The sequence below is a fragment of the Buttiauxella sp. S19-1 genome (genome assembly GCF_022134725.1).
Lineage (GTDB): Bacteria > Pseudomonadota > Gammaproteobacteria > Enterobacterales > Enterobacteriaceae > Buttiauxella > Buttiauxella ferragutiae.
The window spans coordinates 1-25,760 of sequence record NZ_JAHWLU010000022.1; the positions used below are offsets into that span (position 1 = coordinate 1).

At 51.8% G+C, this 25,760-nt stretch carries 25 protein-coding genes and 4 tRNA genes; 21 read left to right on the top strand and 8 right to left on the bottom strand.

Going from position 1 to position 25,760, the window contains the following annotated elements; translation table 11 throughout:
• The 7 genes from MES37_RS07640 to MES37_RS07670 all read left to right on the top strand — a co-directional run.
• The coding region (locus MES37_RS07640; protein WP_237930866.1) for a TDP-N-acetylfucosamine:lipid II N-acetylfucosaminyltransferase at positions 1–447 on the top strand (447 nt) is incomplete at its 5' end.
• The gene (wzyE, locus tag MES37_RS07645; RefSeq protein WP_064541555.1) at positions 444–1,820 is read left to right on the top strand and encodes an ECA oligosaccharide polymerase; all 1,377 of its coding nucleotides are present in this window, start codon (positions 444–446) and stop codon (positions 1,818–1,820) included. The genes MES37_RS07640 and wzyE, both read left to right, overlap by 4 nt.
• Positions 1,817–2,557: a lipopolysaccharide N-acetylmannosaminouronosyltransferase gene (wecG, locus tag MES37_RS07650; protein WP_133523142.1), complete on the top strand. Its 741-nt coding sequence runs from the start codon at positions 1,817–1,819 to the stop codon at positions 2,555–2,557. The genes wzyE and wecG overlap by 4 nt, the downstream gene beginning before the upstream one ends.
• A 157-nt stretch (positions 2,558–2,714) precedes the next feature.
• Positions 2,715–2,791 (top strand) — tRNA-Arg (locus tag MES37_RS07655).
• A 73-nt stretch (positions 2,792–2,864) separates the two neighbouring features.
• A tRNA-His gene (locus MES37_RS07660) sits at positions 2,865–2,940 on the top strand.
• A 16-nt stretch (positions 2,941–2,956) separates the two neighbouring features.
• Positions 2,957–3,043, top strand: a tRNA-Leu gene (locus MES37_RS07665).
• 39 nt (positions 3,044–3,082) lie between these two features.
• A tRNA-Pro gene (locus MES37_RS07670) sits at positions 3,083–3,159 on the top strand.
• Between the two features lie 630 nt (positions 3,160–3,789).
• On the opposite strand, the gene hemY is transcribed toward MES37_RS07670, so the two are convergent.
• The 4 genes from hemY to hemC are packed head-to-tail and all read right to left on the bottom strand — an operon-like array spanning position 3,790 to position 7,871.
• Positions 3,790–4,986, bottom strand: a complete 1,197-nt coding sequence (gene hemY / locus MES37_RS07675; RefSeq protein ID WP_064541549.1) for a protoheme IX biogenesis protein HemY — start codon at positions 4,984–4,986, stop codon at positions 3,790–3,792.
• 2 nt (positions 4,987–4,988) lie between these two features.
• Positions 4,989–6,170, bottom strand: coding sequence for a uroporphyrinogen-III C-methyltransferase (hemX, locus tag MES37_RS07680; RefSeq protein ID WP_237930868.1), 1,182 nt, complete (start codon positions 6,168–6,170; stop codon positions 4,989–4,991).
• 22 nt (positions 6,171–6,192) lie between these two features.
• On the bottom strand, positions 6,193–6,933 hold the full coding sequence (hemD, locus tag MES37_RS07685) for a uroporphyrinogen-III synthase (RefSeq protein WP_064541544.1): 741 nt from the start codon (positions 6,931–6,933) through the stop codon (positions 6,193–6,195).
• A complete protein-coding gene (gene hemC, locus MES37_RS07690; RefSeq protein WP_064541540.1) occupies positions 6,930–7,871 on the bottom strand; it encodes a hydroxymethylbilane synthase in 942 nt (313 codons plus the stop codon). Before hemC ends, hemD begins: the two co-directional genes overlap by 4 nt.
• Positions 7,872–8,152: 281 nt before the next feature.
• On the opposite strand from hemC, the gene cyaA reads away from it, so the two are divergent.
• Positions 8,153–10,705, top strand: a complete 2,553-nt coding sequence (gene cyaA / locus MES37_RS07695) for a class I adenylate cyclase (protein ID WP_064541537.1) — start codon at positions 8,153–8,155, stop codon at positions 10,703–10,705.
• Here cyaA and cyaY read toward each other — a convergent pair.
• Positions 10,702–11,022: an iron donor protein CyaY gene (gene cyaY, locus MES37_RS07700; RefSeq protein WP_064541534.1), complete on the bottom strand. Its 321-nt coding sequence runs from the start codon at positions 11,020–11,022 to the stop codon at positions 10,702–10,704. The two genes, cyaA and cyaY, sit on opposite strands and share 4 nt — an antisense overlap.
• A 125-nt stretch (positions 11,023–11,147) precedes the next feature.
• Here cyaY and lptM point away from each other — a divergent pair, with 125 nt between their 5' ends.
• From lptM to corA, 8 genes are all read left to right on the top strand, one after another.
• Positions 11,148–11,354, top strand: coding sequence for an LPS translocon maturation chaperone LptM (lptM, locus tag MES37_RS07705; protein WP_121814575.1), 207 nt, complete (start codon positions 11,148–11,150; stop codon positions 11,352–11,354).
• A 38-nt stretch (positions 11,355–11,392) separates the two neighbouring features.
• Positions 11,393–12,217 carry a diaminopimelate epimerase gene (gene dapF, locus MES37_RS07710; RefSeq protein WP_064541528.1) on the top strand — a complete coding sequence of 275 codons (825 nt, stop codon included), beginning with the start codon at positions 11,393–11,395 and terminating at the stop codon, positions 12,215–12,217.
• Positions 12,214–12,918, top strand: a complete 705-nt coding sequence (locus tag MES37_RS07715) for a DUF484 domain-containing protein (RefSeq protein WP_064541525.1) — start codon at positions 12,214–12,216, stop codon at positions 12,916–12,918. Before dapF ends, MES37_RS07715 begins: the two co-directional genes overlap by 4 nt.
• Positions 12,915–13,820 carry a tyrosine recombinase XerC gene (gene xerC / locus MES37_RS07720; protein WP_064541522.1) on the top strand — a complete coding sequence of 302 codons (906 nt, stop codon included), beginning with the start codon at positions 12,915–12,917 and terminating at the stop codon, positions 13,818–13,820. Before MES37_RS07715 ends, xerC begins: the two co-directional genes overlap by 4 nt.
• Positions 13,820–14,536: a 5-amino-6-(5-phospho-D-ribitylamino)uracil phosphatase YigB gene (gene yigB / locus MES37_RS07725; RefSeq protein WP_064541519.1), complete on the top strand. Its 717-nt coding sequence runs from the start codon at positions 13,820–13,822 to the stop codon at positions 14,534–14,536. The genes xerC and yigB overlap by 1 nt, the downstream gene beginning before the upstream one ends.
• 55 nt (positions 14,537–14,591) lie before the next feature.
• A complete protein-coding gene (uvrD, locus tag MES37_RS07730) occupies positions 14,592–16,754 on the top strand; it encodes a DNA helicase II (RefSeq protein ID WP_064541517.1) in 2,163 nt (720 codons plus the stop codon).
• 148 nt (positions 16,755–16,902) lie between these two features.
• Positions 16,903–16,959: a YsgD/CorL family protein gene (ysgD, locus tag MES37_RS24930; protein WP_367597360.1), complete on the top strand. Its 57-nt coding sequence runs from the start codon at positions 16,903–16,905 to the stop codon at positions 16,957–16,959.
• A gap of 163 nt (positions 16,960–17,122) precedes the next feature.
• On the top strand, positions 17,123–18,073 hold the full coding sequence (corA, locus tag MES37_RS07735) for a magnesium/cobalt transporter CorA (protein ID WP_064541513.1): 951 nt from the start codon (positions 17,123–17,125) through the stop codon (positions 18,071–18,073).
• 81 nt (positions 18,074–18,154) lie between these two features.
• Here corA and rarD read toward each other — a convergent pair whose 3' ends face one another.
• Both rarD and MES37_RS07745 read right to left on the bottom strand, forming a co-directional pair.
• Positions 18,155–19,051, bottom strand: coding sequence for an EamA family transporter RarD (rarD, locus tag MES37_RS07740; RefSeq protein ID WP_064541508.1), 897 nt, complete (start codon positions 19,049–19,051; stop codon positions 18,155–18,157).
• 51 nt (positions 19,052–19,102) lie between these two features.
• Positions 19,103–19,573, bottom strand: coding sequence for a thioesterase family protein (locus tag MES37_RS07745; RefSeq protein ID WP_064541505.1), 471 nt, complete (start codon positions 19,571–19,573; stop codon positions 19,103–19,105).
• 171 nt (positions 19,574–19,744) lie between these two features.
• Here MES37_RS07745 and pldA point away from each other — a divergent pair, with 171 nt between their 5' ends.
• The 3 genes from pldA (at position 19,745) to rhtC (ending at position 23,157) form a co-directional block, all read left to right on the top strand.
• Positions 19,745–20,614, top strand: coding sequence for a phospholipase A (gene pldA, locus MES37_RS07750; RefSeq protein ID WP_064541503.1), 870 nt, complete (start codon positions 19,745–19,747; stop codon positions 20,612–20,614).
• Positions 20,615–20,644: 30 nt separating this feature from the next.
• Positions 20,645–22,471, top strand: coding sequence for an ATP-dependent DNA helicase RecQ (gene recQ, locus MES37_RS07755; RefSeq protein WP_064541501.1), 1,827 nt, complete (start codon positions 20,645–20,647; stop codon positions 22,469–22,471).
• Between the two features lie 65 nt (positions 22,472–22,536).
• The gene (gene rhtC, locus MES37_RS07760) at positions 22,537–23,157 is read left to right on the top strand and encodes a threonine export protein RhtC (RefSeq protein WP_064541498.1); all 621 of its coding nucleotides are present in this window, start codon (positions 22,537–22,539) and stop codon (positions 23,155–23,157) included.
• 69 nt (positions 23,158–23,226) lie between these two features.
• Here rhtC and rhtB read toward each other — a convergent pair whose 3' ends face one another.
• Positions 23,227–23,844: a homoserine/homoserine lactone efflux protein gene (gene rhtB, locus MES37_RS07765; protein ID WP_133523139.1), complete on the bottom strand. Its 618-nt coding sequence runs from the start codon at positions 23,842–23,844 to the stop codon at positions 23,227–23,229.
• Between the two features lie 79 nt (positions 23,845–23,923).
• On the opposite strand from rhtB, the gene pldB reads away from it, so the two are divergent.
• Together pldB and yigL are read left to right on the top strand one after the other, a co-directional pair.
• The gene (gene pldB / locus MES37_RS07770; RefSeq protein WP_064541491.1) at positions 23,924–24,916 is read left to right on the top strand and encodes a lysophospholipase L2; all 993 of its coding nucleotides are present in this window, start codon (positions 23,924–23,926) and stop codon (positions 24,914–24,916) included.
• A 28-nt stretch (positions 24,917–24,944) separates the two neighbouring features.
• On the top strand, positions 24,945–25,751 hold the full coding sequence (gene yigL / locus MES37_RS07775) for a sugar/pyridoxal phosphate phosphatase YigL (protein WP_064541488.1): 807 nt from the start codon (positions 24,945–24,947) through the stop codon (positions 25,749–25,751).
• The last annotated feature ends 9 nt before the right edge of the window (positions 25,752–25,760 follow it).

Here is a 25,760-nt window from a genome sequence, read left to right on the forward strand (position 1 = left end):
ACGGTACGCGTGGTGGTTCCGATGGGCTATCCCGCTAACAACGATGCGTATATTCATGAGGTACAGCAAGCAGGTCGAGCGTTGTTCAGCGAAGAGAACCTACAAGTGCTGACGGAAAAAATGGACTTCGACGACTATCTGGCGCTGTTGCGTCAATGCTCGCTGGGATATTTCATTTTTGACCGCCAGCAAGGAATCGGCACGCTTTGCTTACTGATTCAGGCGGGCATTCCGTGCGTGTTGAGTCGCAAAAACCCGTTCTGGCAGGATATGGCTGAACAGCATATTCCCGTGCTCTTTGCTGGTGACACACTGGATGAGTCGATCGTCCGCGAAGCGCAGCGTCAACTACGCTTACTGGATAAACAACAAATTGCCTTCTTCAACCCTAATTACATTGACGGCTGGAAACGGGCGCTGGACATCGCTGCGGGAGAAACCGCATGAGTATGCTGCAATTTGGCGGTTTGTTTGTGGTCTGGTTCTTATCAGTGATGTTCATTGGCACGTTAACGTACCAGGAATTTCGCCGGGTGCGTTTCAATTTTAATGTGTTCTTCTCGCTGCTTTATCTGCTGACATTTTTCTTTGGCTTCCCGTTTACCTGCACGCTGGTGTTCCGCTTCGGCGTGGCGGTCGTACCGGCCGATGTGTTGCTACAAGCACAACTTGCAGCAGTCTGTTTCTACGGTATCTACTATGTTGCCTACAAAACGAGGCTGCGTGCGAAGAGAACTGAAACGGTGCGCCGTCCTGTCTTTACCATGAACCGGGTCGAGACTCATCTGACGTGGGTGATGTTGATGGTGGTGGCGCTGGTCAGTGTTGGCATCTTCTTTATGCATAATGGTTTTTTGTTATTTAAGCTGCACTCCTACAGCCAGATTTTCTCCAGTGAAGTGTCGGGCGTTGCGTTAAAGCGCTTCTTCTACTTCTTTATCCCCGCCATGCTGGTGGTCTATTTCCTTAAACAAGATGGCCGCGCCTGGATGTTCTTCCTGGTCAGCACTGTAGCGTTTGGCTTGCTGACTTACATGATTGTTGGCGGGACTCGCGCCAATATCATCATCGCGTTCGCCATCTTTTTGTTCATCGGTATTATTCGCGGTTGGATTTCGCTGTGGATGCTGGCGGCGGCTGGCGTCTTCGGTATCGTCGGCATGTTCTGGCTGGCATTGAAACGCTACGGTCTCAATGTGAGTGGTGATGAAGCGTTTTATACCTTCTTGTACCTGACGCGCGATACCTTCTCTCCGTGGGAAAACCTGGGATTACTACTGCAAAATTACGACAAAATTGAATTCCAGGGATTGGCACCGATAGTACGTGATTTCTATGTCTTTATTCCGACATGGCTGTGGCCAAGTCGGCCCGGTATTGTACTGAATAGTGCGAACTACTTTACCTGGGAAATTCTCAACAACCATTCTGGCCTGGCGATTTCACCAACCTTAATTGGCTCGCTGGTGGTGATGGGCGGTGTGTGGTTTATCCCGTTGGGCGCAGTGGTAGTGGGGCTAATCATCAAATGGTTCGACTGGTTGTATGAGCTGGGGAATCGGGAAACCAACAAGTACAAAGCAGCCATTCTGCATAGTTTCTGTTTCGGGGCGATCTTTAACATGATTGTTCTGGCACGAGAGGGCCTGGATTCCTTCGTCTCACGCGTTGTATTTTTCCTGATGGTATTTGGTGCCTGCTTGCTGCTGGCTAAACTGCTCTACTGGTTATTTGATAGTGCGGGGCTGATACATCAACGGTTAAGACGTTCCCCGCAAGCTGTCTCAGGCACCCAAAAAGCATCACAAGGAATATCATGAACCGACTGACTACCGCCCCTTCCTATGCCATTCGCGGTCTGAACCTTCTGGGCTGGCGCGATATGCAGCATGCTTTGGATTACCTCTACACAGAAGGAACACTGCGTAGAGGTACGCTGGTGGCGATTAACGCAGAGAAAATTCTTGCCGCAGAACGTGAGCCGGAAGTGCGAACGCTGATCGAAGCTGCGGAATACAAATACGCCGACGGAATTAGCGTGGTGCGTTCCATTCGCAAAAAATTCCCTGGCGCGGTTGTGTCACGCGTGCCTGGTGCTGACCTATGGGAAGCTTTGATGCAGCGTGCGGGGCAAGAAGGTACACCAGTTTTCCTCATTGGCGGCAAACCAGAAATACTGGCGCAAACCGAAGCCAAACTGCGCGAACAGTGGCAGGTTAATATTGTCGGTTGCCAGGATGGTTACTTCAAAGCGGAACAGCAAGCGGCTTTGTTTGAACGTATTCGGGACAGTGGCGCGGCTATTGTGACGGTAGCGATGGGGTCGCCGCGGCAGGAAATCTTTATGCGGGATTGCCGTAAGGTTCATCCTGATGCGTTATATATGGGTGTGGGTGGTACCTACGATGTGTTTACCGGCCATGTGAAGCGTGCACCAAAGATATGGCAGAACCTTGGTCTGGAATGGCTTTATCGTTTGTTGTCGCAACCGAGCCGCATCACACGCCAAATAAAGTTGCTGCGTTATCTGGCCTGGCATTACACCGGTCGGTTATAAAACGCTACCCGACACACCGTTAAAGTGAGTTTTATGGCTGAATTTGGCTGGATAATCATCAGAATGTGCAAAGCATAACCAAATGCGCATTTTATTTAAATAAGCACTAGACAGGTGGGCATGAAGCCCGTAATATCCGACCCCGCAACGGCGCTATGCGCCCGTAGCTCAGCTGGATAGAGCGCTGCCCTCCGGAGGCAGAGGTCTCAGGTTCGAATCCTGTCGGGCGCACCATTAATTGAATGGCGCTGGAGCTGCGGCGGTACTTCTTCTTAGGAAGGTAGACCGCGCGAAAAGATTTACAGTGGTGGCTATAGCTCAGTTGGTAGAGCCCTGGATTGTGATTCCAGTTGTCGTGGGTTCGAGTCCCATTAGCCACCCCATTAATTTAGTGATATTGCGAAGGTGGCGGAATTGGTAGACGCGCTAGCTTCAGGTGTTAGTGTTCTTACGGACGTGAGGGTTCAAGTCCCTCTCTTCGCACCATCTCTAATTTAAAAGCAGTAAGAAGTAAAAGCAGTATTTCGGCGAGTAGCGCAGCTTGGTAGCGCAACTGGTTTGGGACCAGTGGGTCGGAGGTTCGAATCCTCTCTCGCCGACCAAATTCAAGAAAGCCCAATCGAAAGATTGGGCTTTTTTACGTCCGTAGTTTGCCGTTTCGTAGGTCGGATAAGCGCAGCGTCATCCGACACCCTTGCGAAAACAGTCCATCTCAATCCCAGTCTCTTATTCGCGACATTCCTGCTTTTGTTGTCGCCGTTTGGTGACTATTAACTCATTGATAAAAATGAATAATACCAGGATTGAGTTTATGTGTCTCTAAACAGAGACACTATTGCAGAAAACCTAAAGTCCAGACAAAACCCATCAGCTGCCAGTGCTATCAACGATAACAACATGAATACCAAACGATTATAGGTTCATGGCAATTATGGATTCAAACCTGGCACACATCGTGCAATAATATACAGGTAGATGCTCATTCCACTTCTTATGTTTGCTTAGGCTTCATAAACCCAGGAATGACGCAGAGCCGATTACGGTGCTTATCGTCCACCGACAGATGTCGTCTTTCAGACCTCATCCGACACCATGGACATAACGTTGAGTGAAGCACCACTTAGTTGTCATACAGACCTGTTTTAACACCTGCCAATTGGCAGGTGTTTTTTTTTGCATGCAGTAAGGGAAAGCGAGAAAGGGAAAAGGGCGAAAGATTTCGCCCCTGGGATCTACGGATTAGGATTATTTTGCAGAGTTAACAACAGGCCATCGCGACGCATGGTCGCGGCTTCCTCAGGTTGATGCAGCCTGTCCAGGCAATCAGCCAGCCAGGCGTAATCAAACGCATCAGGGCGTTGTTTAATGGCTTCGCGGAAGGCCTCGCATGCTGGCTGCCACTCACCGTGCTTCATCAGCAACTGGCCGAGAGTGCTGTACAACAACGGACGATCGCCTTGCGTTTTAATCTGCTGGCGAAGGGCTTTCTCGAGTTGCTCTGGGTTTCCAGATTTCAAACGCGGCATCAGTAACACCAGGCGTTCGTCAAACTGGCGTTTCAGGCCATCGAGAATGATTTCCTGCGCGGCGTCATGATCGTCACATTCAATCAGATGCTCTGCCATAGCGACCTGCAACACTGTCTCGTGGCGCGTTTTACGGCTTTGGTTTTTCCACCAGCTTTTCAGGCCATCGTTACCTTGATCTGCCATTGCCTGATCCATCAACCCAATCCATGCCTGGCGCTGAAGCTCTGCACGATGGGCTTCATCACTCACCTGAACTTTGTTCATTGCCGGTAAAATATCAAGCAGCGAGCCCCATGCTCCGGTACGGACATAGGCCATTTCAGCCAGGCGCAAAACTTCCGGATGACGCGGAGCGGTTTCCAGCAATTTATCCACACCGTGGCGTGCCGCGTGATTCTCGTTACGAGCCAGTTGCAGGCGCACGCGAGTAATTTCTACCGGTAATTGATCGTGGTCTGCCAGTTCAGCTGCACGTTCTAGATGCTGATTTGCCCGGACTTCATCACCGCGCTGTTGTGCCGCTTCGGCTGCCAGCAAATAGTTCACCACTGGTTGTTCCGCATGATCGGCATTTTTCAGCATCAGCTTCTCAACCTGCTGGTAATCGCCTTCTGCCAGTTTCAGCAATGCCGCTTTGGTTTGCTTACGCGCACGGCTGCTTTTACGCCCTACGAACCAGCCACGAGTACGGGCACCGGTGCGGAAAACACGACGCAGCACCCATTCAATGGCAAACAGCACAACCAGACTTAAGATCAGAATGATCACCAGGCCTGTGACGCTGGTTTCCACGTTGTAATTATCTGTCTGGATCAGCACATAACCCTGATGGCCCGCCAGCATTGGCCCGAGCACGATCCCGGCGATCAACAGCAGAAAGAGTAATAAGACTTTAATCATGCTTATTCTCCTTGAGTGGGTGCGGGAACCGGAGCAGGCGCGGGTTCAACTGGAGCAGGGGATGCCGTGCTGGCTGCTGGCTGGGCGAGTAAATTGCGTACCCGAGTCTGCATCAGCTTTTCCAACAGCGGCTGGCTTTCCAGCGTTTGCGGCACATCCATATTGATGCTTTGCTGGCTCAAAGAATCCAGTTCATCAAGGAACGACTTGGTGACGCTGTCATTGGTATCGTAATAAGCCCGAACCCATGTGGAGACATTCTCCAGCGATTGCTTATAGGTTTCATCCTGATGACGTGGAACAGCTTGCGCAGCAACCAGCAGACGTGAGCGGATATTCTCACGCAGATAAACATCTTGGTTTGGTGCCAGCAGTGGCACCGCCGTTTCATCGCGACGGCGGATAGTAATGAAGCTATCCATAAAGTTGTGCCAGCTTTTTGCCAGGTTTTGACGCCATTCCGTGACAGTGCTTGAGAGCTCGTTACCGTCAGAGTCCATCGGCGTGTCATCGGTATTATTATCCGCAAGACGCAGGTTATCGACTTGATTAGATAGCTGATTTAGTTTGAGGATAATCCCGTCGTAATCCACCTGAGTAATCGCGGACAACGCAGAAATATCATCCGTTAGCGCACGGCGAGCAGCCAGCACGCTCGGGTCATTCATATCCGCAAGGCTGGCATCTGCACTTTTCAGAAGTGCTACCGCGGTGGTGACATCCTGATCGCTCCACAGTTTTCGCCCTGCCAATTTCACCAGGAAATCGGACTGCGCTAGCAACCAGGTTTTCGCATCACTCCCGGAAATGGTCGCCACTTTTTGCTGCACTTCCTCAAGCTCACGCGCCAGATTTGCTTGTTGGCGATTCGACTCTTCGAGAGCAGACGCTTGCTGCTTGATAGTGGTTTCCAGCGCGGATTGCTGCTGTTCTTGCTGCTTTTGCAAGGCGATTAATTGTGTTGCCAGCGCATCGGTATTGGCAGTTTGCGCCGCCGACTGATGCTTGCCATAACTGTAAAGACCGCCACCTAACGCCAGCGCAATAGCAATGGCGATAGCACCCAGCGCAATTCCGGCAATACCACTACGATTTTTTTGTGGTGGTTGTTCTGGAAGCGGTGCGCTTTCCAGCCCTGGTTTGGTCTCTTCAACCATGGCGGAGTTAGTCTGTTGTTCCGTCATTGTGGCGTCCCATGTTATTGATTTATTGTAACGCGCGAAGCAGCGCGTCATTGTCTGCGTTATCGGCGACCCGAATATCCTGCCAGCCCAGATCCCGGGCAAGGTCTGCCAGACGCTCACTAACAACTAATAGTTGGCAGTGTAGTAACCAGTTTTTTCGATACCATTCGGGAACGAGAGCATAAAGCTGTTGTAGCATTTCACCACTCGTCACGACCAGCGTTGAAACTCCACGTTCGCGCCAGCGAAAGGCTTCTTCCGTTCCGTCATAAATTCTGGCATTTCTTTGATAACATTCGCAGAAAGTGACTTCTGCACCGCGCGCTGTCAGCGTTTCGCCTAACAGTTCACGGCCACCATTGCCGCGTAAAATGAGTGCACGTTTACCAGCAATATTCTGTAATTCAGGTAATTGTAGCAAGACTTCCGTTGTTTCCCTGTCTTGCGGATAGCGAACCGGCAAATGGCTCACGGTATGAAACGCTAACGCAGTGGTGCGCCCAATAGCAAACCAGGCAAGATTTGCAGGCCATGGCATACCATTTTGGCTTAATTGCGGCTGGGCGTACTGTATGACGTGTTGTGATAACACGAACACCAGATCGCCTGTGGACAGGCTCGCTAGCATAGACGGCAGTTTGTCCAACTGCCGACCAGGGGAAAACTCGATGAGAGGGAAGCTATACGCCACCTGCCCCAGTGCGCGCAGTCTGCTCACTAACTCGTCCCCTGCTGGGGAAGGGCGGGTGACAAGGATCGTCATGCCGGGGCATCTCCGTCATAAACCGCGGCCAGAATTTCACGGGCTCCTTTATCAAGGAGTTCTTCCGCAAGAGAAATTCCCATCACTTCGGCCTCTTCTGGTTTACCACGGCGCTCACCACGAACCAGGATTGAGCCGTCTGGTGCGCCCACTAATGCTCGCAGCCAGAGCTCACCGTTAATCAACTCGGCATAACTGCCGATTGGTACCTGGCATCCGCCCTCAAGACGCATGTTCATGGCTCGTTCTGCGCTGACGCGAATCGCGGTTTCTTCATGATTCAGCGACTCAAGTAACTCTTGAGTGCGTATGTCGTCAAGACGGCACTCGATTCCTACTGCCCCCTGACCCACAGCAGGCAGGGAAACTTCTGCTGGCAAGGCGTAGCGAATACGTGATTGCAGCCCCAGTCGATTAAGCCCGGCAACCGCAAGAATAATTGCATCGTAGTCACCGTTATCGAGCTTGCCCAAACGAGTCCCGACATTGCCGCGTAATGAGCGAATGACCAGGTCCGGGCGGCGCTCAGCAATCTGGCACTGGCGGCGGAGGCTGGAAGTGCCGACTACGCTGCCAGCAGGCAGAGAGTCGAGGTCGGTGAAATTATTGGAAACAAAAGCATCACGCGGATCATCGCGCTCGCAAATGGTCACCAGACCCAGGCCTTCAGGAAACTCGACTGGCACATCTTTCATGGAATGTACTGCGATATCCGCGCGCCCTTCAAGGAGTGCAAGTTCTAACTCTTTGACAAACAATCCCTTGCCACCTACTTTCGCTAGCGGTGTATCAAGAATGATGTCGCCACGCGTAACCATTGGCACCAGTTCAACCGTGAGCTGGGGATGGTTCGCCTCGAGGCGTTGTTTGACATAATGTGCTTGCCAGAGTGCTAATGGACTTTGGCGGGTGGCAATTCTTAATACATTGTCTAACATTGCTAGTTACCGTAATTATCGTCCCTGACCATCCTACCACTCTTCACAGAAGACTGTCAGTTTCAACGGTTTTGCGGAAAAGAGGGACGTCTTTCGTATTATGGAATATAAAGCAGGGAGCCGGTAAGGAACTTGGCGCGTAGCGCATCTTTCTTTACGGTCAACCAGCAAGGTGTTAAATTGATCACGTTTCCAGCAATTCTTTGCCTTGTCGTTTATAATAGAGGCAACAACCGGGAAACGGGTTTTTTCGAAATACTGAAACCATCAGGCGATATGTCTTGTACCTCTATATTGAGACTCTTAAACAGAGACTGGATGCCATTAACCAACTGCGTGTAGATCGCGCACTTGCTGCCATGGGGCCTGCTTTTCAACAGGTCTACAGTCTTCTGCCAACATTGCTACATTATCATCACCCGCTGATGCCAGGTTACCTTGAGGGTAACGTTCCACACGGCATTTGCATTTACACGCCTGATGAAACCCAACGCCACTACCTCAACGAACTCGAATTGATGCGCGGTATGCCGCCGCAGAAAACCGAATCTGGCGAATTACCGATCACTGGCCTCTATTCAATGGGCAGCACATCGTCCGTTGGGCAAAGCTGTTCTTCCGATCTGGATATTTGGGTTTGTCACCAGTCATGGCTCGATAACGACGAGCGCCAGTTGCTGCAACGTAAATGTAGCGTACTGGAAAGCTGGGCCGCCTCTTTAGGCGTTGAAGTCAGCTTCTTCCTGATTGACGAAAACCGCTTCCGCCACAACGAAAGTGGTAGCCTGGGCGGCGAAGACTGTGGTTCAACACAACACATCTTGTTGCTTGATGAATTCTACCGCACCGCAGTGCGCCTGGCCGGGAAACGTATTCTCTGGAGTATGGTTCCGGGTGATGAAGAAGATCATTACGACGATTACGTGATGAGCCTCTACTCGCAGGGTGTGCTCACGCCAAACGAGTGGCTCGATCTCGGTGGTTTAAGCACCCTTTCGGCCGAAGAGTACTTTGGTGCCAGCCTGTGGCAGCTTTATAAAAGTATCGACTCCCCTTATAAAGCGGTGCTGAAAACACTGTTGCTGGAAGCTTATTCTTGGGAATACCCGAACACTCGTTTATTGGCAAAAGACATTAAGCAGCGTTTGCATGATGGCGAGATAGTCTCCTTTGGGCTTGATCCTTACTGCATGATGCTGGAGCGTGTGACTCACTACCTCACGCAAATAGAAGATACCGCACGTCTGGATTTAGTTCGCCGTTGCTTCTATCTCAAAGTGTGCGAAAAACTCTCCCGTGAACGCGCCTGCGTAGGCTGGCGTCGTGAAGTCTTGAGCCAACTGGTCAAAGACTGGGGTTGGGACGAGCCACGTCTGGCGATGCTGGATAACCGCGCTAACTGGAAAATTGACCAGGTTCGGGATGCACACAACGAGTTGCTTGATGCGATGATGCAAAGCTATCGCAACCTGATTCGTTTCGCGCGCCGTAATAACCTGAGCGTAAGCGCAAGCCCGCAAGATATCGGGGTGTTGACCCGTAAATTGTATGCCGCGTTTGAAGCGCTGCCAGGCAAAGTCACACTGGTTAACCCGCAGATCTCCCCTGATTTGTCAGAACCGAACCTGACCTTTATTCATGTGCCGCCAGGCCGTGCTAACCGTTCAGGCTGGTATCTCTACAACCGTGCACCAAACATGGATTCCATCGTCAGCCATCAACCGCTGGAATATAACCGTTATCTTAATAAGCTGGTGGCCTGGGCCTACTTTAATGGCCTGCTGACTTCCCGCACCCGTCTGTTTATTAAGGGCAACGGTATTTGCGATTTGCCAAAACTTCAGGAAATGGTGGCTGACGTTTCGCACCACTTCCCGTTGCGTTTGCCTGCGCCAAGCGCGAAAGCGTTGTACAGCCCATGTGAAATTCGCCATCTGGCAATTATTGTGAACCTCGAATACGACCCGACGGCGGCATTCCGCAACCAGGTCGTGCATTTCGATTTCCGTAAGCTGGATGTGTTCAGTTTCGGGCAGCAGCAGCAGTGCCTGGTAGGCAGCGTTGACTTGCTTTATCGCAACTCCTGGAATGAAGTGCGTACCCTGCATTTTAACGGTGAGCAATCGATGATTGAGGCGCTGAAAACCATTCTGGGCAAAATGCACCAGGATGCTGCGCCACCAGATAGCGTGGAAGTATTCTGCTATAGCCAGCATCTGCGTGGGCTTATTCGCACGCGTGTTCAGCAACTGGTTTCGGAATGCATCGACTTCCGTTTATCGAGCACTCGCCAGGAGCCTGGACGCTTTAAAGCGCTGCGTATTTCTGGCCAAACGTGGGGGCTGTTCTTCGAGCGCCTGAGCGTTTCAGTGCAAAAACTGGAGAATGCAGTCGAATTCTACGGCGCGATTTCGCACAACAAACTTCATGGCCTGTCAGTGCAGGTTGAAACCAACCAGGTTCAGCTGCCGTCAGTGGTCGATGGGTTTGCCAGTGAAGGGATCATTCAGTTCTTCTTTGAAGAAGCGAGTGAGGACCACGGCTTCAATATCTATATTCTTGATGAAAGTAACCGCGCAGAGGTTTACCACCACTGCGAAGGAAGCAAAGAAGATTTAGTGCGTGACGTGAGCCGTTTCTACTCTTCGTCACACGATCGCTTTACCTACGGTTCAAGCTTTATCAACTTCAACTTGCCGCAGTTCTATCAGATTGTGAAAGTAGAGGGGCGCTCGCAGGTTATTCCGTTCCGCAACCAGGCTATTACAGCAGCGACGCCAGCTAATCATGACGACAGCAATACGCCGCTGCTTCAGCAGTACAGCAACAGCTAGCTAAAACTCACAGGCTCGCCCGCTTGCTGCGTGCAAGCTTCTTCCAGCAACGCCCAAAACTCAGCGCCGCTGCGATCGCAAATCCACTTATCGCCCTGCAAATTAAAATGGTAACCGCCGTTTTTGGTTGCCAGCCAGACCTGATGCAAAGGCTCCTGGCGATTGATAATAATCTTGCTGCGGTTCTCAAAACTCAGGCTCAGTACGCCACCGTTGATTTCACAGTCAATATCGCTGTCACCATCCCAGTCATCCAGGCGTTCTTCGATTGTTGACCACAGACCGTCGGCCAGGCGATGAAATTCACTGTCATTCATATCTGTTTCTCAGTTGTTCGTCTTCACGGCAGTATAGCAACAGTCGCGAAGAGAAAAGAGTATTGCTTTTCAGGGATCACCTGCGATGATAGAAGGCAGAATATTGGATTACAGGCATCTCAATAATGAAGAAAATTTTCTGCCCACTGGCATTTATGCTGGCACTTTTCAGTCTTTCTGGCTGCGGTCTTAAAGGTCCTCTGTACTTTCCACCTGCCGATGGCACAACCAAACCCACGAGCCAGGTCACTCCTGTAAAACAGCAGCAACCGGCGACCCCAGACCGAAATAACCGTGGTACGGATAACGCACCGACTCAGGTTGCCTACTAGCAAACTATTGATAAGTAGCCGCGTATATGGAGCAGAAGATGCAGTTTTCGAAGATGCATGGCCTCGGTAATGACTTTATGGTCGTCGACGCGGTGACTCAAAACGTCTATTTCTCCCCGGAGCTGATTCGCCGTCTGGCTGACAGGCATTTGGGAGTAGGGTTTGATCAGTTGCTAGTGGTTGAACCGCCTTATGATCCTGATCTCGATTTCCATTACCGTATTTTCAATGCCGATGGCAGCGAAGTTTCCCAATGTGGTAATGGTGCACGATGTTTCGCGCGATTTGTGCGCCTGAAAGGGTTGACTAACAAACGCGATATTCGCGTCAGCACCGCCAATGGCCGCATGGTTCTCAGTGTGACTGAAGACGAACTGGTGTGCGTAAATATGGGTGAGCCGAATTTCGAACCCTCTGCCGTACCGTTCCGCGCAAACAAAGCAGAAAAGACCTATATTATGCGTGCTGCCGAACAAACCATTATGTGCGGCGTCGTATCGATGGGTAACCCGCATTGCGTTATTCAAGTCGATGATGTGACGACAGCGGCCGTGGAAACTCTGGGGCCAGTGATGGAAAACCATGAACGTTTCCCGGAGCGAGCGAACATCGGTTTTATGCAGGTTGTCACCAAAGAACATATCCGCCTGCGTGTGTATGAACGTGGTGCCGGAGAAACACAAGCTTGTGGCAGTGGCGCTTGCGGCGCAGTTGCTGTGGGTATCTTGCAAGGAATACTTGCGGAACAGGTTCGCGTAGAGCTGCCTGGTGGCCGTCTTGATATCGCCTGGAAAGGGCCGGGAACTCCGCTGTTTATGACCGGTCCGGCGGCCCACGTCTATGATGGATTTATACATCTATGAAGAACGCCGAGGAACAGCAAGAAGCCGTACTGGAACTGGATGACCGTATGGTGGCGGAATATCTGCTGCGTCATCCTGATTTCTTTATTCGGAACGCTCAGCATGTAGAACAAATGCAGGTGCCACACCCGGTTCGTGGCACCGTTTCGTTGGTTGAATGGCATATGGCGCGTAGCCGTAACCACATCAATTTTCTTGAGGAAAACATGACCCTGCTGATGGAGCAGGCGAGTGCCAACGAAGGGCTGTTTTACCGCTTACTGAAGTTGCAAGGCCGCCTGGCCTCCGCCACCAGTTTGCAGGAAATGTTGAATCGTCTGCACCGTTGGGCGCGTGAAATGGGCCTCGCGGGCGCAAATGTGCGTCTTTTTGCCGATCGCTGGCGGATTGGTGCCCCTTCTGATTTCACTCATCTGGCGCTGAATCGACAGGCTTTCGAGCCGTTGCGTATTCAGCGTCTGGGCGACAGGCAACATTATCTCGGGCCGCTAAATGGCCCTGAATTACTGGTTGTTTTACCGCAGGCTAAAGCTATCGGTTCGGTTGCTGTTTCTTTGATGGGCAGCGATGCGGATTTAGGCGTGCTGGTTTTCAGTAGTCGCGATCCTCAACATTATCAGGATGGACAAGGTACACAACTCCTTCATGAACTGGCGCTGATGTTGCCAGACTTGCTGGAGCGCTGGGTCGAACGAGTATGACGGCCTCTCCGCTGCAATCTTTAGTCGATGGTTTCCTGCGCTACCTGAAAGTAGAGCGCCAGTTAAGCCCGCTGACACTTCTCAATTATGGCCGCCAGCTCAGTGCAATAATCGCTCTGGCGGGCGAGATGAAAATGAGTACCTGGCAACAGTGTGACGCCGCAGCGGTGCGTTCAATCACGGTTCGCAGCCGCAAGGCTGGCCTCGGCCCATCAAGCCTCGCATTACGTCTTTCCGCACTGCGCAGTTTCTTCGACTGGTGTGTCAGCCAGGGCGAACTCAAAGCCAATCCCGCAAAAGGGATAACCACGCCGAAAGCTGGCCGCCATCTACCCAAAAATATCGATGTTGATGACGTTAGCCGTCTGCTGGATATCGATATCAACGATCCGCTTGCGGTGCGTGACCGCGCCATGCTGGAAGTGATGTACGGCGCGGGTCTGCGTCTTTCAGAGCTGGTTAATATGGATTGTCGCCATATCGACCTCACCACGGGCGAAGTCTGGGTGATTGGTAAAGGCAGCAAAGAACGACGCGTGCCGGTGGGGAAATCCGCTGTTAGCTGGGTTGAGCACTGGCTCGATCTGCGCGAGCTTTTTGGCCCGGACGACGACGCGCTATTTCTCTCTAAACAAGGGAAGCGTATCTCGACGCGCAACGTCCAGAAACGCTTTAGCGAGTGGGGAATAAAACAGGGGCTGAACAGCCACGTGCATCCGCACAAACTGCGTCATTCGTTCGCCACGCATATGCTGGAATCCAGTGGGGATTTGCGCGGCGTGCAGGAATTATTGGGCCACGCCAACCTTTCGACCACACAAATCTATACCCATCTCGACTTCCAGCACTTAGCCACAGTGTATGATGCTGCGCATCCACGCGCTAAACGAGGGAAATCGTAATGCACTTTTATCGCCCGTTAGGGACTATTGCCGCGCTCACATTTGATCTCGACGACACGTTGTACGACAACCGCGCGGTGATTGAACGTACCGAACGTGAATCAATGAGCTTTGTGCAGAATTACCATCCAAAGCTTAACCATCTTCAACGCCCTGATTTTTTGCGCATCCGTCATGCGCTGCGGCTTGCAGAGCCTGATATTTACCACGATGTCACGGAATGGCGTCGTCGTGCAGTCGAACAAGCCATGTTAGACGTCGGCTTGTCAGCCGATGAAGCCGCGGCAGGAGCGCAAGCCTCGATGGACAACTTCGCCCACTGGCGCAGCCAAATCGACGTACCGCAAGAAACGCACGATACATTAGCGAAACTCGCTGAAAAGTGGCCGCTGGTGGCGATCACCAACGGTAACGCCGAACCGCATCTTTTTGGTCTCGATCATTACTTTAAGTTTGTGTTACGCGCTGGCCCACATGGCCGCTCCAAGCCATTCAACGACATGTATCACCTGGCGGCAGAGAAGCTGGATGTGCCGCTTGCTCATATTCTGCATGTTGGCGATGACCTGACGACAGATGTCGCGGGAGCCGTTCGTTGCGGGATGCAGGCGTGCTGGATAAACCTGCGTGATGGCGACCTGATGCAGATAGATGACAGCCGCTTATTACCACATCTGGAAATTTCGCAGTTGGCATCCCTCACCGCGCTGATATAATCAACAAGTCTGTATAAAATTCCAGTATATTTTTATCTCCTCAACGGCGGTGCCAATGGACGTTTCTTACCTGCTCGACAGCCTCAATGACAAACAGCGCGAAGCCGTCGCAGCCACGCGAAGCAACATGCTAGTGTTGGCTGGGGCGGGCAGTGGTAAGACACGCGTATTGGTGCACCGTATCGCCTGGTTGATTAGCGTGGAAAACTGCTCGCCGTATTCCATTATGGCGGTGACGTTTACCAATAAAGCGGCAGCAGAAATGCGCCACCGTATCGGCCAGCTGATGGGCACCAGCCAGGGCGGCATGTGGGTCGGGACTTTCCACGGTCTTGCGCACCGCTTACTGCGCGCGCATCACATGGATGCCAACCTACCGCAGGATTTCCAAATCCTCGATAGCGAAGATCAGCTGCGTTTGTTAAAGCGCCTGATCAAAGCCATGAATCTCGATGACAAACAGTGGCCTGCACGCCAGGCGATGTGGTTTATCAACGGCAAAAAAGACGAAGGTTTACGCCCTCATCACATTGAAAGTTACGGCAATCCGGTTGAGCAAACCTGGCAAAAAATTTACCAGGCTTATCAGGAAGCGTGCGATCGTGCGGGTTTGCTGGATTTTGCCGAGCTGCTGCTGCGCGCGCATGAATTGTGGCTGAACAAACCACACATTCTTAACCACTACCGCGAGCGCTTTACCAACATTCTGGTGGATGAATTCCAGGATACCAACAGCATCCAGTATGCGTGGATTCGCATGCTGGCGGGTGAAACGGGCAAAGTGATGATCGTCGGTGACGATGACCAGTCAATCTACGGCTGGCGCGGCGCGCAAGTTGAAAACATCCAACGTTTTCTGACCGACTTTCCTGGCGCACAAACCATTCGCCTTGAACAAAACTACCGCTCGACCAACAACATTCTGAATGCTGCCAACGCCCTGATAGCCAACAACTCTGGTCGTCTGGGTAAAGAGCTATGGACGGATGGCAGTGACGGTGAGCCGATCTCACTGTATTGCGCATTTAACGAATTAGACGAAGCGCGTTTTGTGGTTAACCGCATCAAAACGTGGCAGGAAAGCGGCGGTGCGCTTGAGCACTGTGCGATTCTCTATCGCAGTAACGCCCAGTCGCGTGTACTGGAAGAGGCGTTATTACAGGTCGGTATGCCATACCGTATCTATGGCGGCATGCGCTTCTTCGAACGCCAGGAAATCAAAGATGCGCTCTCCTATCTGCGCCTGATTGCCAACCGTAACGACGATGCGGCGTTTGAACGCGTGGTTAACACGCCAACGCGTGGCATCGGTGACCGCACATTAGACGTGGTGCGCCAAACGTCGCGCGACCAGCAACTGACAATGTGGCAAGCCTGCCGTTTGTTGCTGCAGGAAAAAGCGCTGGCGGGGCGTGCTGCTTCTGCTCTGCAACGCTTTATGGAGCTTATCGACGCGCTGGCACACGAAACCATCGATATGCCGCTGCACGTCCAAACCGATCGGGTGATTAAAGACTCGGGTTTGATGATGATGTACGAGCAGGAAAAGGGCGAGAAAGGCCAGACGCGCATCGAAAACTTAGAAGAACTGGTCACGGCAACGCGCCAGTTCAGCTATCAGGATGAAGATGAAGACTTGATGCCGTTGCAGGCATTCTTGTCTCATGCAGCACTTGAAGCCGGCGAAGGGCAAGCCGATACCTGGCAAGATGCGGTGCAATTGATGACGCTGCACTCGGCGAAAGGGCTGGAATTCCCGCAAGTGTTTATCGTCGGCATGGAAGAAGGCATGTTCCCAAGCCAGATGTCGCTGGATGAAGGTGGCCGCCTGGAAGAAGAACGCCGCCTGGCGTATGTTGGCGTGACGCGTGCAATGCAAAAACTCACACTGACCTACGCTGAAACCCGCCGCCTGTATGGCAAAGAGGTTTATCACCGCCCGTCACGCTTCGTTGGTGAACTGCCAGAAAACTGCGTCGAAGAAGTCCGCCTGCGAGCCAGCATCAGCCGCCCGGTCAGCCATAAACGCATGGGCACGCCAATCTCTGAAAATGATTCTGGCTTTACCCTCGGGCAGCGTGTGCGCCATGCCAAATTTGGTGAAGGGACGGTCGTTAACCTTGAAGGTAGTGGTGAACATAGCCGAATCCAGGTGGCATTCCCTGGGCAAGGGATAAAGTGGTTAGTCGCCGCTTATGCGCGACTGGAAACGGTGTAAGTTAGCGAAATAACTCATCGTTTTTCACGCTTTTGCTACCTTATAAATATCACCTTAGTTTATTAGCCTATGGTGTCCCGTTGCGTGTTGACGCCATATTTTTGCTGGCGTAACATGCGCGCACGATTACGCTAAGAGGACACTCGCCTTGGACACACCCAGTAAATACTGGCTCAATAACCTGTCATCCAGGTACAACTTCTAAGGCTATCCTCGTATGCTGATAGCCTTAGTGGTTGTCGGCGACCTCATATCTCGTATATCCCGTCGCAATGAGTCAGACTTTTTAATGGTCTGAAACCTCGTTAGTTTCTGTCTGTGTGCCAACCGAACTGTCCCTGATATTTTTTGCATTGGGAGTACCGGTCATGCTGAGCGCATTTCAACTGGAAAACAATCGTCTGTCCCGTCTTGAATTAGATGAGACCGATAACCTGAGCAATTCTGTTTGGGTTGATTTGGTCGAGCCTGAAGAGAGCGAGCGTCAGCGCGTGCAAACGGAACTTGGTCAAAGCCTGGCAACCCGCCCGGAACTGGAAGACATCGAAGCATCCGCTCGTTTCTTTGAAGACGAAGACGGCCTGCACATTCACTCATTCTTCTTTTACGAAGATGCCGACGATCACGCGGGCAACAGCACCGTGGCATTTACCATTCGTGAAGGCCGCCTGTTTACGCTACGCGAACGTGAATTACCGGCGTTTCGCCTTTATCGCATGCGCGCCCGTAGCCAGAGCATGGTGGACGGCAATGCTTACGAACTACTGCTCGACCTGTTTGAAACCAAAATCGAACAGCTGGCAGACGAAATCGAAAACATCTATAGCGATCTGGAAAAACTCAGCCGCGTGATTATGGAAGGGCACCAGGGCGATGAATACGACGCCGCACTTTCCACACTCGCAGAGCTGGAAGATATCGGCTGGAAAGTCCGTTTGTGTCTGATGGATACCCAACGCGCCCTGAACTTCCTGGTGCGTAAAGCGCGTTTGCCGAGCGGCCAGCTTGAGCAGGCGCGTGAAATCCTGCGCGATATCGAATCCCTGCTGCCACACAACGAATCGCTGTTCCAGAAGGTGAACTTCCTGATGCAGGCGGCGATGGGCTTTATCAACATCGAGCAGAACCGCATCATCAAGATCTTCTCGGTGGTATCGGTCGTTTTCCTGCCGCCAACGCTTGTGGCATCCAGCTACGGGATGAACTTCGAGTTTATGCCTGAGTTGAAACTGAGTTTCGGTTACCCGGCGGCGATTATCGTGATGATTCTCGCGGGCCTGGCACCGTATCTCTACTTCAAGCGCAAGAACTGGTTGTGAAATTGTCGGGTGGCGCTGCGCTTACCCGACCTACAAAACCATTTGATCGTAGGGTGGGATAAGCGACAGCGTCATCCACCGTTAGGCTATTTTGCGCAACTTACGCTGGGTATAAACCGCATCAAGAATAAATAACGCCAGCGCTGCCCAAATAAATCCAAAGGTCAGCAACTTATCTTTGCCTATTACTTCACCGTAGAACGTTACTGCCAGCAGGAACATTAGCGTCGGGCCAATGTACTGGAAGAAACCCAGCGTCGAGAGGCGCAGGCGCGTTGCCGCAGCGGTGAAACACAGCAATGGGATCGTTGTTACCACGCCCGCAGCAATCAGCAGTAAGTTCAGCGACAGTGAGTTTTGCCCCATATGGCTGGTCGAACTGTCTGCGATGCCAAACAAATAGATGGCGGCAATCGGCAGCAACCACAGCGTTTCCACCAACATTCCGGTTTGCGCATCCACGGCAATTTTCTTACGCACCAGCCCGTAAAATGCGAAGCTGAACGCCAGACCAAGTGCGATGATCGGCAGCGAGCCAAACGTCCAAAGCTGAACTAAAACCCCACAGGCCGCCAGTGCCACGGCGACCCACTGCATGCGACGGAAACGCTCACCAAGGAAAATCATCCCCAGCACCACGTTAACCAGCGGGTTGATGAAGTAGCCGAGGCTGGCTTCCAGCATGTGATGATTATTCACCGCCCAGATATACAGCAGCCAGTTGCCGCCAATTAGCACCGCAGAAACCGCCATCGCCAGCACCTTTTTACGGTTCTGACAGGATTTTTTCACCTGCGGCCACTGGCGGCTAATGCTTATCAGCGCCACCATAAAGAAGAAAGACCAGATGATGCGATGAGTGAGGATTTCATCAGCCGGTACATCCTGGATCAGTTTGAAATAGGCGGGTGCAATGCCCCAAATAAAATACGCGATAAGTGCAAGAATCACGCCCTGGCGGGTTTGTTTCGCATCCATGAAATAAACTCTGAGAAAAATAGTGTGCAAATAGTAACAGGATTTATCTTCTCACCCCACCATGTAGGTCGCCGTGGCGCTGGCGATATGTAGCTTATCTTCGTTGTGTAACTCCACACGGGCAACCGCTACCTTATTCCCGGCACGTAGCAGGCTGCTGCTGGCGGTAAAGCGTTGCCCACGTCCCGGACGTAAATAATCGACGCGCAAATCGATAGTGCCCATTTTTGACAGGCGTTGGCGCAGCTCTTCTTCGTTAATGCTGTCGTGGCGCGTAAGCGTACTACCGACGCAAACCAGGCCTGCCGCGACATCTAGCGAAGAGGCAATCACCCCGCCATGCAGGATGCTTTGCGCCCAATTCCCGACCATCATGGGTTGATTATTAAAGCACAGCTCAGCGTAGTCTTTCTCATAGCGTATAAGCTCCAGACCCAGCGCGCGGTTAAACGGCATGTGATAAACAAAAATCTCACCGACCAGTTGCAAGGCGGCTTCAGGGGTCAGAAATGCGGTAGACATGGATCATCCTCGATCAAAACAAAATCATAATGTTAACCAATTGTTTATTTTATGCTTCGAAATCGTTGATTGCCACTTTAAGAAATGTAGACAGAGCTTGCGCATCCATATCTATGTAGAATGTGTCCGAGAAAATAATTTGAAACCTTTTTGTTCAGGAGAATATTGCCGATGCGCATGTTTCTGGGATGGCTATTGGCTGCCAGTCTGTTGCCAATGACGGCTTACGCACAGGAAGCCACGATTAAAGAAGTGCATGATAAACCTGCTGTTCGCGGCAGTATCATCGCTAACATGCTGCTGGAACACGATAATCCGTTCACACTGTATCCGTATGAAACCAACTATTTAATTTATACGGTGACAGATGACCTCAATAAAGAAGCGATCAAAAGTTACAACTGGTCTGATAACGCCAGAAAGGATGAAGTAAAATTCCAGCTTAGCCTCGCGTTCCCTATCTGGCGCGGTATTCTCGGCTCAAACTCGGTATTAGGTGCGTCGTATACCCAGAAATCATGGTGGCAGTTATCAAACAGCGGCGAGTCTTCACCTTTCCGCGAAACTAACTACGAACCGCAGGTTTTCCTCGGTTTCGCGACCGATGAGTCCTTTGCTGGCTGGACATTACGTGACGTGGAGTTTGGTTATAATCACGACTCCAACGGTCGCTCTGACCCGACTTCCCGTAGCTGGAACCGTTTATACACGCGCCTGATGGCTGAAAATGGTAACTGGATGGTTGAAGTGAAACCGTGGTATGTCATCGGCGACACCGACGACAACCCGGATATCACCAAATACATGGGCTACTACCAGTTGCGCGTTGGCTATCAATTTGGTGATGCGATCCTGAGTATGAAAGGCCAGTACAACTGGAATACCGGTTACGGCGGCGCGGAATTTGGCTTTAGTTATCCGGTCACTAAGCACGTTCGCCTCTATACCCAACTTTATAGTGGCTACGGTGAGTCATTAATTGATTACAACTTTAACCAGACACGCTTCGGTGTCGGCGTTATGCTTAACGATCTGTTCTAAAAATTCGGCGGTTTTTGTGGTGGGGAAAGCGTGACACAGGCGGAAGTAATTAATCAGGCAGTGCTGGCCAGACAGGTTTTGCAAGATACCTTTGGCTATCAACAGTTCCGCCCGGGTCAGGAAACCATCATCGAAACGGTGCTGGAAGGGCGTGATTGCCTGGTTGTCATGCCGACTGGCGGTGGTAAATCACTGTGCTATCAAATCCCGGCCCTGGTATTCGGCGGGTTGACCGTGGTGGTTTCTCCGCTGATTTCCCTGATGAAAGATCAGGTCGATCAACTGCTGGCAAACGGCGTTGCGGCGGCCTGTCTTAACTCCACACAAAGCCGCGAGCAGCAACAAGACGTGCTCGCCGGTTGCCGCACCGGGCAGATTCGCCTGCTTTACATCGCACCAGAGCGGTTGATGATGGATAACTTCATCGAGCAAATCAGCCACTGGCACTTGTCGATGGTGGCGGTCGATGAAGCGCACTGTATTTCGCAGTGGGGCCACGATTTCCGCCCGGAATATGCCGCACTGGGCCAATTGCGCCAGCGCCTGCCGACGGTGCCGTTTATTGCCCTCACCGCTACAGCAGACGACACCACACGTGCTGATATTGTTCGCCTGTTAGGTCTGCAAGATCCGTATATCGAAATTAGCAGTTTTGACCGCCCAAATATTCGCTACATGCTGATGGAGAAGTTTAAGCCTCTCGATCAACTGATGCGTTACGTGCAAGAACAGCGCGGGAAATCCGGCATTATTTACTGTAATAGCCGCGCAAAAGTCGAAGACACCGCCGCACGCCTGCAAAGCAAAGGGATCAGCGCTGGTGCGTATCACGCCGGGCTTGAACACCAGGTGCGTGCTGAAGTGCAAGAAAAATTCCAGCGTGATGATCTGCAAATCGTGGTCGCTACCGTGGCATTCGGTATGGGCATCAACAAGCCCAACGTCCGTTTTGTCGCGCACTTCGACATACCACGTAATATTGAATCCTATTATCAGGAAACGGGCCGCGCCGGGCGTGACGGCCTGCCTGCGGAAGCGATGCTATTTTACGATCCGGCTGATATGGCCTGGCTGCGTAAATGCCTCGAAGAAAAACCCGTCGGGCAATTGCAGGACATCGAGCGCCATAAACTGAATGCGATGGGCGCGTTTGCTGAAGCGCAAACCTGCCGCCGCCTGGTACTGCTGAATTACTTTGGCGAAGGTCGCCAGCAGTCTTGCAGCAACTGCGATATTTGCCTCGATCCACCGCGCCGTTACGACGGGCTGATGGACGCGCAAAAAGCACTATCCTGTATCTATCGTGTCGGTCAGCGCTTCGGCATGGGGTATGTAGTCGAAGTGCTGCGCGGGGCGAATAACCAGCGTATTCGCGAATATGGGCACGACAAACTCAAGATCTACGGCGAAGGGCGCGATCATACGCACGAGCACTGGGTTAGCGTTATTCGTCAGTTGATTCACCTTGGTGTGGTGACGCAAAACATTGCTCAACACTCTGCGTTGCAGTTAACCGAAGCCGCTCGTCCATTTTTACGCGGTGAAGAACCTTTAATGCTCGCAGTGCCTCGCGTTGTGGCCATCAAATCGAAATCCAGCCCGAAAGTGTTCGGTGGCAACTACGACCGCAAGCTGTTTGCCAAGCTGCGTAAACTGCGCAAAGCCATTGCCGATGAAGAAAACATCCCGCCATACGTGGTATTCAACGATGCCACATTGATTGAAATGGCCGAGCAAATGCCGCTCTCGCCGGGTGAAATGCTGGGTGTGAACGGTGTGGGTACGCGGAAGCTTGAACGCTTTGGGCGCGAGTTTATGGCACTTATTCGTAGCCATGTCGACGGCGAAGATGAGTAGTAGCCAGCCCTGGCTGCAACTCGTATAGTTATTCTCCAAAATAATAATCCAGCGAGTTATTTCCTATGTTGACGCTTTTTCTGACCGTAGCGGTATTGCATATAGTTGCGCTGGTCACTCCCGGCCCGGATTTCTTTTTTGTTTCGCAGACCGCGGTGAGCCGTTCCCGTAAAGAAGCCATGATGGGCGTGCTGGGTATTACCGGTGGCGTGATGGTCTGGTCAGGTGTGGCGCTGCTCGGCCTTAACCTGATCCTCGAAAAAATGGCCTGGCTGCATAACATCATCATGATTGGTGGTGGCTTGTATTTGTGCTGGATGGGCTATCAGATGCTGCGTAGTGCACTGAAGAAAGAAAAGGTCACCCAGGAATTGCCAGCGGTCGAATTAGCACATGGCGGGCGCAGCTTCCTGAAAGGTCTGCTCACCAACCTGTCGAATCCTAAAGCTATTATTTACTTCGGGAGCGTGTTCTCGCTGTTTGTTAGCAATGATGTAGGAAGCGCTGAGCGTTGGGGATTATTTGTAATGATTGCGCTGGAAACTTTCGCCTGGTTTACCATCGTTGCCAGCTTGTTCGCACTGCCGCAAATGCGCCGGGGTTATCAGCGCCTTGCGAAGTGGATTGATGGTGTTGCCGGTGCATTGTTTGCCGGATTCGGCATCCACCTGATTATTTCCCGCTAATCCTTCCTTGTATACCCAAAATAATTCGAGTTGCAGCCAACACCCCTGCAACTTGAAGTATTACGGGTATTACTGGCGTGCTGAGGCGAGGAGCGCGCCAACCAACATAAACAGTGAACCAAACACGCGGTTCAACGCTTTCATCTGACGTGGCCCTTTAATCCAGCCCGCAATGCGTGTCGCAAGCCCCGCATAGCCAATCATCACGATAATATCGACCACCACCGTGGTGACGCCGAGTATTAAATACTGCGCCGCTTGCGGCTGATTTGGTGCGATAAATTGCGGGAAAAGTGCCGCGAGAAAGACAATGCTTTTAGGGTTGGTGAGATTCACAAAAATCGCCCGTTTAAACAGGCGGCTACGTGGCTGGCTGGTGGCGAGCGTATTTAAATCAATCGCCCCTGCGGCACGCCATTGCTGAATACCCAACCAGACAAGGTAAGCGGCACCCGCCCATTTCAATATTTCAAATGCCAGCAGCGAGTGCGAAAAAATAGCGCCCAGTCCAATCCCCACCAACACGATATGAATCGCCAGGCCGGTTTGCAGCCCGGCAATGGACGCAGCCGCGCCGCGATAGCCGTGGCTGATGGCGGTAGTCATGGTATTAATCGCCCCAGAACCGGGGGAAAGACTCAGGATTATTGTGGTCACGAGATAGGTAAACCACCACTCAACACTCATGTGAAATTCCCTGAAAGAACACTTTTATGCCACAATACGCTATTGTTGATGAGCGTGCTACGAATCACAAAAAAGCGATATGACTCAGCATAAAAATGGATGGTCAAACAGGGAAAGCGCCTTTGCAGCTTTCACCACCGGTCCACTGATGGACTTCTGGCGGCAGCGCGAAGAGTGTGAATTTTCAGGCGTCGATGAAGTGCCGGTACGCTACGTACGCTTTCGCGCGCAGGATCATGACAGAGTGATTGTGGTTTGCCCTGGGCGTATCGAAAGCTACGTAAAATACGCTGAACTGGCTTATGACTTGTTCCACTGTGGGTTCGACGTTTTAATTATCGACCACCGTGGCCAAGGGCGATCCGGGCGAATGCTATCGGATTCACATCGCGGGCACGTGGCGAAGTTTAGCGACTATGTTGACGACTTTGACCGCTTTTATCAGCACGAAGTCGCCAATGGCCCGTGGAGAAAACGCTACGCTTTAGCGCACTCTATGGGCGGGGCAATCATCACCCTGTGGCTTGAAAAAAATTCACAATGCTTTGATGCCGTTGCGCTGTGTGCACCGATGTTTGGTATCGCCTTGCGCTGGCCTGACTGGATGGTGCGCCATATTCTTGATTGGGCGGAAGGCCATCAACGTATTCGCGAGGGTTATGCAATCGGAACTGGCCGCTGGCGCGCATTACCATTTAGCGTTAATGTCCTGACCCATAGCCGTGAACGTTACCGCCGCAATCTGCGTTTTTATGCTGATGAGCCAGCATTGCGGTTGGGTGGGCCAACGAATCACTGGGTAAGAGAAGGGATACTCGCAGGAGAACAGGTTTTAGCGGGAGCCACTGCTATCACCACGCCGATATTTATCCTGCAAGCAGAAGAGGAGCGCGTTGTTGATAACCGCGCGCATGACCAATTCTGTGAACTTCGAGCTGCGGCGGGCAACCCTTGTGAGGGGGAAACACCTTACGTCATAAACGGTGCGTATCATGAGATCCTGTTCGAAAAGGACGATATGCGAACCGAAGCGCTGAATGCCATCATCGCGTTTTTTGATCGGCATCGTTAATTTTCTTCACCAGAGGTTTACTAATCCTATGTACCATGTCGTTGCGTCTGACTTAGATGGCACGTTGCTGTCCCCCGACCACCTTCTGACCCCGTATGCTAAAGAAACGCTGAAACTGCTCACCGCTGAAGGCGTTCACTTCGTTTTCGCGACCGGTCGTCACCATATTGATGTCGGGCAAATCCGCGACAACCTCGAAATCAAAGCCTACATGATCACCTCAAACGGTGCGCGCGTTCACGATACAGACGGCAACCTGGTGTTCAGTCACGACCTTGATACCGACATCGCTCATGATCTGTTTGGTGTGGTGCATACCAATCAAGATATCGTGACCAACGTCTACCGTGGCGACCAGTGGTTTATGAACCGCCACCGCCCGGAAGAGATGAAATATTTTAAAGAAGCGGTGTTCAATTACAGCCTGTTTGAGCCTGGTTTGCTGGAATCCGATGGCGTCAGCAAAGTGTTCTTTACCTGCGATTCGCACGAAAAACTGCTGCCGCTTGAGCAAGCGTTAATTGCCCGTTGGGGTGACCGCGTCAACGTGAGTTTCTCAACCCTGACTTGCCTGGAAGTGATGGCGGGTGGCGTATCGAAAGGCCACGCACTGGAAGCGGTATCCAAAGCGATGGGTTATAGCCTGAAAGAGTGCATCGCTTTTGGCGACGGCATGAACGACGCTGAAATGCTCAGCATGGCGGGTAAAGGCTGCATCATGGGCAACGCTCACCAGCGCCTGAAAGACTTGTTGCCAGAGCTGGAAGTGATTGGTACCAACGCGGATAACGCCGTTCCACATTACCTGCGTAAAATGTTCCTCGGTAAAGATTAATTCGTGAAA